This is a genomic window from Pseudomonas sp. NPDC089534 (assembly GCF_044749305.1).
Lineage (GTDB): Bacteria > Pseudomonadota > Gammaproteobacteria > Pseudomonadales > Pseudomonadaceae > Aquipseudomonas > Aquipseudomonas ekonensis.
In genome coordinates this window covers 364-12182 of the sequence record NZ_JBIVHR010000036.1, presented here as the reverse complement: position 1 = coordinate 12182, position 11819 = coordinate 364, and the positions used below count along the sequence as shown (strand labels likewise).

The 11819-nt window shown below is 62.4% G+C and carries 14 protein-coding genes and 1 pseudogene; 13 read left to right on the top strand and 2 right to left on the bottom strand.

All coding sequences use genetic code 11. The features are described from left to right. Positions 1 to 33: 33 nt before the first annotated feature. On the bottom strand, positions 34 to 1362 hold the full coding sequence (locus ACIP0B_RS13555; protein ID WP_217890839.1) for an OprD family porin: 1329 nt from the start codon (positions 1360 to 1362) through the stop codon (positions 34 to 36). 879 nt (positions 1363 to 2241) lie between these two features. Between ACIP0B_RS13555 and ACIP0B_RS13550 the strand changes: the two genes are divergently transcribed. Both ACIP0B_RS13550 and ACIP0B_RS13545 read left to right on the top strand, forming a co-directional pair. Beyond that, positions 2242 to 2667, top strand: coding sequence for an HIT family protein (locus ACIP0B_RS13550; RefSeq protein WP_400832570.1), 426 nt, complete (start codon positions 2242 to 2244; stop codon positions 2665 to 2667). A 3-nt stretch (positions 2668 to 2670) separates the two neighbouring features. Next, positions 2671 to 2877: a SlyX family protein gene (locus ACIP0B_RS13545; protein WP_085580444.1), complete on the top strand. Its 207-nt coding sequence runs from the start codon at positions 2671 to 2673 to the stop codon at positions 2875 to 2877. Positions 2878 to 2952: 75 nt separating this feature from the next. On the opposite strand, the gene ACIP0B_RS13540 is transcribed toward ACIP0B_RS13545, so the two are convergent. Next, positions 2953 to 3555 (bottom strand): cold shock domain-containing protein membrane protein, encoded by a 603-nt coding sequence (locus ACIP0B_RS13540; RefSeq protein ID WP_400832567.1) that lies wholly within the window; start codon positions 3553 to 3555, stop codon positions 2953 to 2955. Between the two features lie 309 nt (positions 3556 to 3864). Here ACIP0B_RS13540 and ACIP0B_RS13535 point away from each other — a divergent pair, with 309 nt between their 5' ends. The 11 genes and pseudogenes from ACIP0B_RS13535 to ACIP0B_RS13485 all read left to right on the top strand — a co-directional run. Next, positions 3865 to 4335, top strand: a complete 471-nt coding sequence (locus tag ACIP0B_RS13535; protein ID WP_085706746.1) for a Dps family protein — start codon at positions 3865 to 3867, stop codon at positions 4333 to 4335. Between the two features lie 183 nt (positions 4336 to 4518). After that, positions 4519 to 4863, top strand: coding sequence for a ribbon-helix-helix domain-containing protein (locus tag ACIP0B_RS13530; protein WP_400832565.1), 345 nt, complete (start codon positions 4519 to 4521; stop codon positions 4861 to 4863). A gap of 118 nt (positions 4864 to 4981) precedes the next feature. Beyond that, positions 4982 to 5203 (top strand): FmdB family zinc ribbon protein, encoded by a 222-nt coding sequence (locus ACIP0B_RS13525; protein WP_400832563.1) that lies wholly within the window; start codon positions 4982 to 4984, stop codon positions 5201 to 5203. Between the two features lie 110 nt (positions 5204 to 5313). Beyond that, positions 5314 to 7089: an aspartate--tRNA ligase gene (gene aspS / locus ACIP0B_RS13520; RefSeq protein WP_400832560.1), complete on the top strand. Its 1776-nt coding sequence runs from the start codon at positions 5314 to 5316 to the stop codon at positions 7087 to 7089. A gap of 136 nt (positions 7090 to 7225) precedes the next feature. Continuing rightward, on the top strand, positions 7226 to 7972 hold the full coding sequence (locus tag ACIP0B_RS13515) for a YebC/PmpR family DNA-binding transcriptional regulator (RefSeq protein WP_400832557.1): 747 nt from the start codon (positions 7226 to 7228) through the stop codon (positions 7970 to 7972). 158 nt (positions 7973 to 8130) lie between these two features. Continuing rightward, complete coding sequence (gene ruvC / locus ACIP0B_RS13510; protein WP_085580459.1) at positions 8131 to 8655, top strand: crossover junction endodeoxyribonuclease RuvC; 525 nt, start codon at positions 8131 to 8133, stop codon at positions 8653 to 8655. A 114-nt stretch (positions 8656 to 8769) separates the two neighbouring features. After that, complete coding sequence (gene ruvA / locus ACIP0B_RS13505) at positions 8770 to 9378, top strand: Holliday junction branch migration protein RuvA (RefSeq protein WP_400832554.1); 609 nt, start codon at positions 8770 to 8772, stop codon at positions 9376 to 9378. Next, on the top strand, positions 9379 to 10440 hold the full coding sequence (gene ruvB, locus ACIP0B_RS13500; RefSeq protein WP_400832552.1) for a Holliday junction branch migration DNA helicase RuvB: 1062 nt from the start codon (positions 9379 to 9381) through the stop codon (positions 10438 to 10440). 127 nt (positions 10441 to 10567) lie between these two features. Beyond that, complete coding sequence (gene ybgC, locus ACIP0B_RS13495) at positions 10568 to 11035, top strand: tol-pal system-associated acyl-CoA thioesterase (RefSeq protein WP_400832550.1); 468 nt, start codon at positions 10568 to 10570, stop codon at positions 11033 to 11035. Continuing rightward, entirely contained in the window at positions 11025 to 11720 is a 696-nt protein-coding gene (tolQ, locus tag ACIP0B_RS13490; RefSeq protein ID WP_085580467.1) for a protein TolQ, read from the top strand. Before ybgC ends, tolQ begins: the two co-directional genes overlap by 11 nt. A 23-nt stretch (positions 11721 to 11743) precedes the next feature. After that, positions 11744 to 11819: pseudogene (locus ACIP0B_RS13485) on the top strand (protein TolR); the annotation flags it as partial.

The following is an 11819-nucleotide window of genomic DNA, read 5'->3' as shown; positions in this document are numbered from 1 at the left end:
CCTTTTTTTGTGTAGCGAACTAACCCGCTGCGATTACAAGATCGACAGTGGGTAGTCTACGATCAGGCGGAACTCGTCAACATCACCTTCGCCCTCGTCAGCGTTAGCACGGTGCCAGGCTTGACGGATACGGAAGGACAGGTCTTTGGCCGGGCCGGATTGAACGACGTATTTGGCTTCCACGTTGGTTTCGTGGTGTTTGCCGTCTTCGCCGTACAGACCGGTGTAGGCGCTGCCGACCGGAGTGTTGGTGCCGTCGATGTCCCAACCTTTGACGTAACGGGCCATGAAGCTCAGGCCTGGAACGCCGTACTCAGCCATTTTCAGGTCATAGCGAGCCTGAACGGACTTCTCGCCAGGGGCGTTGAAGTCAGAGTACTGGATGGAGTTGGCGAGGAAGATCGAGTCGCCGCCGCGGTTGTTCTTGCCTACGCCGATGTAGTCGAACGGGGTGTCGCCGTTCACTTTCTGGAAGCCGATGGTGAAGGTGTGGGCTTTCAGGAAGGACAGGGCGGTTGCCAGGGACCAGGCGGTGTTGCTGATTTCGCCGGCGTTCGCGCTACCGGTGTCGGTGGTGCGGTAGATGTTGAAGTCGGTGTTCAGCGAGGTGTCACCACCGAACGGCGTGGTGAGGTTCACGTTGGCGTAGTACTGGTTCCAGATGTCTTCCAGCTTGGCGCCGTAGAGCGATGCGCTCAGGTTGTCGGTGATACCGTACTTGCCGCCGAAGTAGTCGATGCTCTTGGCGCGTACGCCAGCGTAGTTGGCCCACAGGTCGCCGTCACGGGCGTTGCGGTCCTGGCTGGTGGCGGAGTAGAAGTGACCGGCTTCCAGATCCAGGTCTTTGACTTCGCTGCTCTGCAGTTGGATACCGCTGGCGGTTTGGTGAAGGATACGGGAGCCGCCTACAGCGAACACCGGAGCGGTGCTTGGCTGCATGTCGCCGATCTTCAGCTCGGTCTTGGATACGCGGAACTTGACGGCGGCGCCGGCTTTGCCTTGGCTGTCGTTGTTCTCGCCCTGGGCGTTGGTGCTCAGGTTGCCCGAACCGGAGTACTTGTCGGAGCCGTCCAGTTTGATCGCCAGTTGACCCCAGCCTTCAACGCCCACGCCCACGGTGCCTTGGGTGTAGCCGGAGCTGAAGTGAGCCTGGAAGCCCTGGGTCCAGTCCTTGTCGTCCACCGCACCGTCTTTCTTGTTGCGGTTGTAGTAGTAGTTGCGAAGCAACAGGTCGAACTTGGCGTCTTCAACAAAGCCTTTGGCTTCAGACTGGTCACTTACAAAAGGTGCGGCCGTAGCCAGCTGAGTACTGGCTGCTGCAGCAACTGCCAGTGCGATCATGCTCCACTTCATCACGCGCATCGTGATTTGCTCCTTTGGTTTTAGAAGAGTACTGCCGTCCCACCGGTTTTATTATCTGGGCGGCTCTTTCTTTTTGTGTCGGCGCAAACTTATATCACGCCGACCATGTTGGCGATACTTGCGCATCCAACCTTTCAGCTTCTTTACGACCCTGTCGCAATTGGCTTCGTAGATGTCGCAAATTTACAGTCCGAATGCAATGGGACTGGCAACTTCAGCACTGTTTTACAGGGCTTGAGCATCGGTAAAAAAGAGTCCCTTGGCAAAACGCTTGAATCTCCATCGGGCAACCCTGCCACTGTTTTTTTTGGCCTTGGGGTAACCACTTCCCGTGGTGCGCCCATAGACCATATGAGTACGAATGCAACAAGCGTGCACAAACCGCATTTCTGATGCGGATATTTTTCAAAACGCCCGCCTGTCGCTGTGAAAACCTTGTAAACACGGGCGTTCAAGCGCGTGTTTCACCGGGCTTGACGCCATTCGTCCTATGGTGTTGCCACGGCCGTTTCGGCCCGCGACAACCAAAAACGTTACCGGTTCACCCCGCCGGTGAGTATTCGGCGGATGCCCGAAGCAATGAGCGTAGACCCACTGTGCGGTTTTGGTGCAAAAAATTTTCAGGCTGTACCGGATTCATACAGTTCAGCCCTGAACGCGGCTGCGTTCACCCGCCGCCCGGTGGCCTTGCGCGTCGCCTGCTGGTGCAAAAAAAGCGCAAATGCCGCATCTCGGGGCAGCGCAGCCGTCACCGGATGCCGTGTCGTTCGCCGTGAAGGATCGGGCATTCGCAGGTATGCTGCCGTCCTGTCGCTTGGCGCGCCGCCCCCCGGGACGGGCCGCTAAGCTGAATAATGTGATCAGCCGGGAGTGCGCGCAGTGTTTGCTTTAGATTCACGACTTCAACAGGACACCCTGACGATCGGCGACTTCCCGCTCTGCCGCTTGCTGCTGTCCAACGACTCCAACTATCCGTGGTTCATCCTGGTGCCACGCCGCGAAGATATCAGCGAGTTGTTTCAGTTGGATGTCGCCGACCAGCAACGGCTGTGGCAGGAAACCACCGCCCTGGCCGAGGTGCTCAAGGATTCGTTCGATGCCGACAAGCTCAATGTCGCGACGCTGGGCAATGTCGTCAGCCAACTGCACATGCATGTGATCGTGCGCAAGCGTGACGACGCCGCCTGGCCGGCGCCGGTCTGGGGCAAGCACCCGGCCAAGCCTTACGAGGCGGCGCAGGTGGCGGCCATCCGCGAGCGGCTGCGCCTGGTGCTGGGCGATGAATTCACGTTTCTGGAGGCCTGAGCCATGAGCCTTGAACAACGGGTTACCGATCTGGAAAGCCGCCTGGCGTTTCAGGACGACACCATCCAGGCGCTGAACGATGTGCTGGTGGAGCAGCAACGGGTGGTCGAGCGCCTGCAATTGCAGATGGCGGCCCTGCTCAAGCGTCAGGAAGAACTGGTCGGCCAGATCGGCTCTTTCGAAGAGGATGCGCCGCCACCCCATTACTGAGTGTCGGCATTCACGTTCGGCAGGCATGAAAAAACCGCGGACAGCCAGGCTGTCCGCGGTTTTTTTGGTTTTGGATCAGCGGCGCGGGAGGGCGGCGATCACATCCTCGGCTTGCAGGCCCTTGTCGCGGTTCATCACCGAGAACTCCACGCGCTGGCCTTCGACCAGGACGCGGTGGCCTTCGCCGCGGATGGCCCGGAAGTGCACGAAGATATCGTCGCCGGAGTCCCGGGAGATGAAGCCGAAGCCCTTGGACGTGTTGAACCACTTCACCGTGCCGGTATCGCGGTTGCTCATGTCGTAGCTCGGCGCCGCAGCGGCCGGCGAGGACTTGTGGAAGCTGACGGCCAGGTGCAGCGCCACGGCGGCCAGGGCGATCAGCAGGCTGAACAGCACGGCCGGTTGCCCGGCGATGACCGGCATCGGCGCGATCAGCGTCAGGGTCTGCAGGACGACGGTCAGCAGCAGCAGGGCGCTGGCCAGGTTCTGCAGGTGTTGGCGAGGGCCTTTGCTCCATTGCGGGATGACAGGGGCCAGCACCAGGTTCAGCAGGCCGAAGAAGGCCAGGTACAGGGCATCGGGTTGTTGCAGGTAAGGAACGGCTTCGGATCTCAGGCTAGGTATGAAGGACAGCAGCAAGGCTGCTGCGCCCATTAGCAGGTGGACGATTTTCAACATTTTTATTGACTCACGTTATGACGGCTCACAAGGAAGAGCTGAAGGCGCACGGTTCGCTTCGGAACGATAAAGAGGCGTTGGACACGCGCACGGCATCAGCCTATGCGCAACGCCCGGAAAACGGGGCGTAGCGACACACTGCCTATTTAACAGCAAAGCCTGCGGCTTCTCAAACCGGCCCGGCCAACGGCGGCGGGCCGGACGTTTTGCCGCAGCCCTGGCCGCCGTGCGGGGCTGCGGTGCCTTGCCTGGGTTGCTACAGTGGGGCTGCACCTGCTGGATGAATCCAATCGCCGTTAGGGGGTAAGCATGGCCATCGATATCGGTATCAGTGAAGAAGACCGCAAATCCATCGTCGACGGGTTGTCCCGGCTTTTGTCGGACACCTACGTGCTGTATCTGAAGACCCACAATTTCCACTGGAACGTCACAGGCCCGATGTTCCGCACGCTGCACCTGATGTTCGAGGAGCAGTACAACGAACTGGCCCTGGCCGTCGATCTCATCGCCGAGCGCATCCGGGCCCTGGGCTTCCCGGCGCCGGGCGCCTATTCGACCTACGCCCGGCTGTCCTCCATCAAGGAAGAGGAGGGCGTGCCGAGCGCCGAAGACATGATCCGGCAGTTGGTCGCCGGCCAGGAGGCCGTCACCCGCACCGCGCGCGGCATTTTCCCGCTGCTGGACAAAGTGAGCGACGAGCCTACGGCGGACCTGCTGACCCAGCGCATGCAGGTGCATGAGAAGACCGCGTGGATGCTCCGGGCGCTGCTCGAGGCATGATCGGGCGGCGCGGACGCTCCGCTCGGGCGTTCGCGCCGTTGTCCGGTTTCTGGCCTGAGTCGTTGGCTTATCCTACGTCGACGGTCAATTAGTCATCTGGATATAACTTTGCGGCTGCGTTTTTATGAGGGGGCAGAAGATGTCCCTGGCAAAACGTAGAGATGGCAAAGGAGTGTCAACGATATGGCAGATGGAGACAGGCGGTGCGACAGGACGGTCGGCCCGCGGGGAAAGTTGAAGGTCGACCCGTTCGAGGACGGGCTCGACATGGCATTGATCAGGCCGTTGTCCCGGTCCGTGCGTCTGAACGGCTTCTCGACCTGCCTGAGGCTGGAACAGGTCTACTGGAACGTTCTCGGCGGCATGGCCGAGGACAACGGCTGCTCCGTCAGTGCGTTGCTGTCCCATATGGACCGCGAAGTGCTCCTGCGCCACGGAGGCGTGAGGAACTTCAGCGCGCTGGTGCGGGTGGTGTGCGTGATGCAGGGGCTCAAGACGCCGGCAGGCGCGGCGCCGCCGCCGTGTTGAAACGCTGATCCGGCCTGTGCAGTCTTCCGGCTGCACAGGCCGCATTTAATGGCTATAATCCCGCCCTTTCGCCGCACGGCCCTGCATGCGGCGGCAACCTGATCGCCGAGACACCCCCATGCCGATGTACGATTACCAATGTGCTTCCTGTGGTCATCAGTTGGAAGCCATTCAAAAGATCAGTGAGGCACCGCTGGTCGACTGCCCTGCCTGTCAGGCGCCGGAACTCAAGAAGCTGCTGTCCATGCCCGGTTTCCGGCTCAGCGGCAGCGGTTGGTACGAAACCGATTTCAAGACCGGCGCCAAGAAGAACCTGGCCGGTGGCGACAAATCTGACTAGGGTTTAGGGCCTGGGTCGAGCGACACGCACGAGTTTCCGACGTCTGCACACCGCTTGGGTGCGACAGGATCTCCACCGAATTTCGAATTACGAGAAGCGAAACCACTACCATGATGCGCAGCCATTATTGCGGCCAACTGAACGAAAGCCTGGAAGGCCAGGAAGTTACCCTTTGCGGATGGGTTCACCGTCGCCGCGACCACGGCGGGGTGATCTTCCTCGATATCCGTGATCGTGAAGGCCTGGCCCAGGTGGTCTTCGATCCGGACCGCGCCGAGACCTTCGCCGCCGCTGACCGCGTGCGCAGCGAATATGTGGTCAAGATCACCGGCAAGGTGCGTCTGCGTCCGGCCGGCGCAGGCAACGCGAACATGGCTTCGGGCATGATCGAAGTGCTGGGCTACGAGCTGGAAGTGCTGAACGAGGCGGAAACCCCGCCGTTCCCGCTCAACGAATACTCCGACGTCGGCGAAGAGACCCGCCTGCGCTACCGCTTCATCGACCTGCGCCGCCCGGAAATGGCCGAGAAGCTGCGTCTGCGTTCGCGCATGACCACCAGCATCCGCCGCTACCTGGACGGGAACGGCTTCCTCGACGTCGAGACGCCGATCCTGACCCGCGCAACGCCGGAAGGCGCCCGCGACTACCTGGTGCCGAGCCGTACCCACGCCGGTTCGTTCTTCGCGCTGCCGCAATCGCCGCAGCTGTTCAAGCAGCTGCTGATGGTGGCCGGCTTCGACCGCTACTACCAGATCGCCAAGTGCTTCCGCGACGAAGACCTGCGTGCCGACCGTCAGCCGGAATTCACCCAGATCGACATCGAGACCAGCTTCCTCGATGAAAAGGACATCATGGGCCTGACCGAAGGCATGATCCGCGCCCTGTTCAAGGAAGTGCTGGATCTGGAGTTCGGCGAGTTCCCGCACATGACCTTCGAAGAGGCCATGCGCCGCTACGGTTCCGACAAGCCGGACCTGCGTATCCCGCTGGAACTGGTGGACGTTGCCGATCAGCTGAAAGAAGTCGAATTCAAAGTGTTCAGCGGCCCGGCCAACGATCCTAAATGCCGTATCGCTGCGCTGCGCGTACCGGGCGGGGCGAGCATGCCGCGCAAGCAGATCGACGACTACACCAAGTTCGTCGGCATCTACGGCGCCAAGGGCCTGGCGTACATCAAGGTCAACGAGCGCGCCGCCGGTGTCGAAGGCCTGCAGTCGCCGATCGTCAAGAACATCCCTGAAGCCAACCTGAACGTGATCCTCGACCGCGTCGGCGCGGTCGATGGCGACATCGTGTTCTTCGGTGCCGACAAGGCCAAGATCGTCAGCGAAGCCCTGGGCGCGCTGCGCATCAAGCTCGGCCACGACCTGAACCTGCTGACCTGCGAGTGGGCGCCGATGTGGGTCGTCGACTTCCCGATGTTCGAAGAGAACGACGACGGCAGCTTCACTGCGCTGCACCACCCGTTCACCGCGCCGAAGTGCACGCCTGAAGAGCTGGAGGCCAACCCGGCCACCGCCCTGTCCCGTGCCTACGACATGGTCCTGAACGGTACCGAGCTGGGTGGCGGTTCGATCCGTATCCACCGCAAGGAAATGCAACAGGCGGTGTTCCGCCTGCTGGGCATCAACGAAGCGGAACAGGAAGAGAAGTTCGGCTTCCTGCTCGACGCGCTGAAGTACGGTGCGCCGCCGCACGGTGGCCTGGCCTTTGGCCTGGACCGTCTGGTGATGCTGATGACCGGCGCCCAGTCGATCCGCGAAGTGATCGCTTTCCCGAAAACCCAGAGCGCGGCGTGCGTCATGACGCAGGCGCCGGGCCTGGTGGACGCCAAGGCGCTGCGCGAGCTGCACATCCGTTTGCGCGAAACGCCAAAGGCTGAGTAAGACGGGCCTGAAGGCGCATCTTCGGATGCGCCTTTTTTCATTCTGCAAGGACTGGAAAACAGGTCGAAATTTTTGTTTGCCGGCCGGCGCGGCTTCGCGGGGCGGGCAATGTGTCAAAGAGAATTCGGAGCGAGATATGGCAGGTCATTCCAAGTGGGCGAACATCAAGCACCGCAAAGAACGCCAGGATGCCAAACGGGGCAAGATCTTCACCAAGTGGATCCGTGAGCTGACCGTGGCGGCCAAGCAGGGCGGCGGCGACCCGGGCTCCAACCCGCGCCTGCGCCTGGCCCTGGACAAGGCCCTGGGCGCGAACATGAGCCGCGACATCATCGACCGCGCCGTCGCCCGTGGCGCAGGCGCGACCGAGGCCGACAACGTCGAAGAGCTGACCTACGAAGGCTACGGCCCGGGCGGCGTGGCGGTGATGGTCGAGTGCATGACCGACAACCGCAACCGCACCGCAGCGGCCGTGCGCCATGCGTTCAGCAAGTGCGGCGGCAACCTCGGCACCGACGGTTCGGTGGCGTACCTGTTCGAGCGCAAGGGCCAGATCAGCTTCGCGCCGGGCGTCGACGAGGACGCCCTGACCGAGGCGGCGCTGGAGGCCGATGCCGATGACATCGTCGTCCATGAAGACGGTTCCATCGAGGTGTTCACCTCGTTCTCCGGGTTCTATGCCGTGAAGAACGCGCTGGAAACCGCCGGCTTCAAGGGCGATGACGCGGAAATCGTCATGCAGCCGACCACCAGCGCCGAGCTGGACCTGGAAGGGGCGGAAAAGGTGCTCAAGCTGATCGACATGCTTGAGGATCTGGACGATGTGCAGAACGTCTATTCCAACGCCGATATCCCGGAAGACGTGGCCGCCCAGCTCAACTGAAGTCCTGCATTGAACCCTGTGGGGGCTGGCTTGCCAGCGATGGCGTCGGCACATCAGGCATTGATGTCGTCTGACACAGCGCCATCGCCGGCAAGCCGGCTCCCGCATTCGTAATGCGTTATCTTGAATTTCGTGGATTTTTCGAACCCGCAGGCGTTATGACTTTAATCCTTGGTATCGACCCCGGTTCGCGCATCACCGGTTACGGCGTGGTCCGCGACACCGGACGCGGCTGCGTTTATGTGGCCTCCGGCTGCATCCGCACCGGGGGCGGCGAGCTGCACGAACGTCTGCAGATCGTCTACCGCGGCGTGCGGGAAATCATCCAGACCTACGGCCCCGTGACCATGGGCATCGAAAAGGTGTTCATGGCGCGCAACGCCGACTCGGCGCTGAAGCTGGGCCAGGCCCGGGGCGCGGCGATCGTGGCCGGGGCCGAGGAAAGCCTGGAGATCGCCGAGTACACGGCGACCCAGGTGAAGCAGGCGGTGGTCGGCACCGGTGCGGCGAACAAGGAACAGGTGCAGATGATGGTCATGCACATGCTCAAGCTCACCAGCAAGCCGCAGATCGACGCCTCTGACGCCCTGGCCATCGCCATTTGCCATGCGCACACCCGTGCCAGCCTGCTGCCCCACGGGTTGGGGGCGGCACGCAGTCGTGGCGGGCGCCTGCGTCTCTGATAGCATCAGCAGTCAATTTTCCGGAATGGGGGCCGAGCGCCCGGGCCGTCGGCCCGCCTCCCCGGTTCCGGCCCCCGCCAGCCATGGGCTGGCCAACGCTCAAGGATCTGAAACGTGATTGGACGCTTGCGCGGCACCTTGGCTGAGAAGCAGCCGCCGCACCTGATTCTGGATGTAAACGGCCTCGGGTATGAGCTGGAAGTGCCCATGACCACCCTTTATCGCCTGCCGTCGGTCGGTGAACCGCTGACCTTGCACACCCATTTGGTCGTTCGCGAGGACGCGCAGTTACTCTATGGCTTTGCCGGCAAGCGCGAGCGAGACTTTTTCCGCGAGCTGATCCGTCTCAATGGTGTCGGGCCGAAACTGGCCCTGGCCCTGATGTCGAGCCTGGAGGTGGACGAGCTGATCCGCTGCGTGCAGTCCCAGGACGCCTCGGCCCTGACCAAGGTGCCGGGCGTGGGCAAGAAGACCGCCGAGCGCCTGCTGGTCGAGCTCAAGGACCGCTTCAAGGCCTGGGAGACCGTGCCGGCGATGTTTGCGCTGGTGCCGAACCAGCCGGACGGCCCGGCGCCGGTCAATCACGCCGAGAACGACGCGGTCAGCGCGCTGATTTCCCTGGGCTACAAGCCTCAGGAGGCGAGCAAGGCGATTTCCGCGATCAAGGAGAAAGGCTTGAGCAGCGAAGACATGATCCGACGTGCCCTGAAGGGAATGATTTAAGTGATTGAAGCTGATCGTCTGATCGCCGCCACGCACAGTCCGCGTGAGCGCGAGGAAGTCCAGGATCGGGCGATTCGCCCCGTCAGCCTGGCCGACTACATCGGCCAGCCGACCGTGCGCGAGCAGATGGAGCTGTTCATCCAGGCCGCGCGCGGGCGCAGCGAGTCCCTGGACCATACGCTGATCTTCGGCCCGCCGGGGCTGGGCAAGACCACCCTGGCCAACATCATCGCCCAGGAAATGGGCGTGTCGATCAAGAGCACCTCCGGCCCTGTGCTCGAAAGGCCGGGGGACCTGGCGGCCCTGTTGACCAACCTTGAGCCGCACGACGTGCTGTTCATCGACGAAATCCACCGTCTGTCGCCGATCGTCGAGGAAGTGCTGTACCCGGCCATGGAAGACTTCCAGCTCGACATCATGATCGGCGAAGGGCCGGCGGCGCGTTCGATCAAGCTCGACCTGCCGCCGTTCACCCTGGTGGGCGCCACCACGCGGGCGGGCATGCTGACCAACCCGCTGCGCGACCGCTTCGGCATCGTGCAGCGCCTGGAGTTCTACAGCACGGCGGACCTGGCGACCATCGTCAGCCGCTCGGCCGGCATCCTGGGTCTGCCGCTGGATCCGGAAGGCGCGTTCGAGGTGGCCCGTCGGGCCCGCGGCACGCCGCGGATCGCCAACCGCCTGCTGCGCCGGGTGCGGGACTTCGCCGAAGTGCGCGCCAAGGGGCACATCACCAAACCCGTCGCCGACCTGGCGCTGAACCTGCTGGATGTCGACGAGCATGGTTTCGACCACCAGGACCGGCGGTTGCTGCTGACCATGATCGAGAAGTTCGACGGCGGGCCGGTCGGGATCGACAGCCTGGCGGCGGCCATCAGCGAGGAGCGCCACACCATCGAGGACGTGCTGGAGCCTTACCTGATCCAGCAGGGCTACATCATGCGCACGCCGCGGGGCAGGGTAGTGACCCGGCATGCGTACCTGCACTTCGGCCTGAACATTCCGGCGCGGATGGGCGAAACCCCCGTGGCAGACGAGTTTCTCGATGCGCTGGACGATTGATACACATCGTGTGGCGATTTATTCCGCGTTTGCGCTGTCCGAGGACGGTACTTTCGCGGTAAAGCCGCCGGTCAACGAAAAACAGTTGCCTGTCCCGATTGGCAACCCGAGGAGTAACCACTAGAGTATGCGCGCGCAAAACGGGCTTGAGCCGTTCGCACATCGTTGTCGCGTTTATTACGAGGACACCGATGCCGGCGGCATCGTGTATTACGTTAATTACCTCAAGTTTATGGAACGGGCTCGAACCGAGCGGCTCCGGACGCTGGGCTTCGCCCAGTCGGCGCTGGCGGGGGAGGACCTGTTGTTCGTCGTGCATTCCAGCGAAGCGCGCTACCACGCGCCGGCGCGACTGGACGACGAGCTTCTGGTAAGCGCTGATGTAGTCGAATTGAACCGTGCCAGCCTGCGCTTCAGACAGCAAGTCAGGCGGGCGACGGATAATGCACTGCTCTGCGAGGGGCAGTTTCTGGTGGCCTGTGTGCGCACTAACAGTTTGAAACCCCGGGCCCTTCCCGATGACCTGCGTGCGGCCTTCGCCGACGCGGTCGGCACGGGTACACACTCAAAGCAGGAGATAAAGCGTGGAAGCTAACGTCGTCGACCATTCCTCCATGTGGAGCCTGGTCAGCAATGCCAGCATCGTGGTGCAGTTGGTAATGTTGACCCTGGTGGCCGCATCGGTGACTTCTTGGATCATGATCTTTCAGCGCAGCAACCTGCTGCGCGCCGGTCGACGCGCCCTGGAGACCTTCGAGGAGCGTTTCTGGTCGGGCATCGACCTGTCCAAGCTGTACCGCCAGGCCGGCAGCAACCCGGACCCGGACTCGGGCGTGGAGCAGATCTTCCGTGCCGGCTTCAAGGAATTCTCCCGCCTGCGCCAGCAGCCGGGCGTCGACCCTGAGGCGGTGATGGAAGGCGTGGCCCGTGCCATGCGCGTCGCCATCTCCCGTGAAGAAGAGAAACTGGAGCAGAGCCTGCCGTTCCTCGCCACCGTCGGTTCCGTCAGCCCGTACATCGGCCTGTTCGGTACGGTCTGGGGGATCATGAACTCCTTCCGCGGCCTGGCCAGCGCCCAGCAGGCGACCCTCGCCACCGTGGCACCCGGCATCGCCGAAGCCCTGGTCGCCACCGCGATCGGCCTGTTCGCCGCGATCCCGGCGGTCATTGCGTACAACCGCTTCTCCGCCCGCAGCGAAACCTTGCTGGGCCGCTACTACACCTTCGCCGACGAGTTCCAGGCGATCCTGCACCGCAAAGTGCACACCAGCGAAGACTGAGCAGGTAAATCCCAATGGCTTTAATCACTCGAGCCCGACACAAGCGCAAGCCGGTCGCCGAGATGAACGTGGTGCCTTACATCGACGTGATGCTGGTGC

Bases quoted from the DNA above. Each gene is read 5' to 3' on its own strand.
- ACIP0B_RS13555 (WP_217890839.1), bottom strand. From the start codon at position 1,362: ATGCGCGTGATGAAGTGGAGCATGATCGCACTGGCAGTTGCTGCAGCA.
- ACIP0B_RS13545 (WP_085580444.1), top strand. From the start codon at position 2,671: ATGAGCCTTGAACAACGGGTTACCGATCTGGAAAGCCGCCTGGCGTTT.
- ACIP0B_RS13540 (WP_400832567.1), bottom strand. From the start codon at position 3,555: ATGTTGAAAATCGTCCACCTGCTAATGGGCGCAGCAGCCTTGCTGCTG.
- ACIP0B_RS13535 (WP_085706746.1), top strand. From the start codon at position 3,865: ATGGCCATCGATATCGGTATCAGTGAAGAAGACCGCAAATCCATCGTC.
- ACIP0B_RS13530 (WP_400832565.1), top strand. From the start codon at position 4,519: ATGGCAGATGGAGACAGGCGGTGCGACAGGACGGTCGGCCCGCGGGGA.
- ACIP0B_RS13525 (WP_400832563.1), top strand. From the start codon at position 4,982: ATGCCGATGTACGATTACCAATGTGCTTCCTGTGGTCATCAGTTGGAA.
- aspS (WP_400832560.1), top strand. From the start codon at position 5,314: ATGATGCGCAGCCATTATTGCGGCCAACTGAACGAAAGCCTGGAAGGC.
- ACIP0B_RS13515 (WP_400832557.1), top strand. From the start codon at position 7,226: ATGGCAGGTCATTCCAAGTGGGCGAACATCAAGCACCGCAAAGAACGC.
- ruvC (WP_085580459.1), top strand. From the start codon at position 8,131: ATGACTTTAATCCTTGGTATCGACCCCGGTTCGCGCATCACCGGTTAC.
- ybgC (WP_400832550.1), top strand. From the start codon at position 10,568: ATGCGCGCGCAAAACGGGCTTGAGCCGTTCGCACATCGTTGTCGCGTT.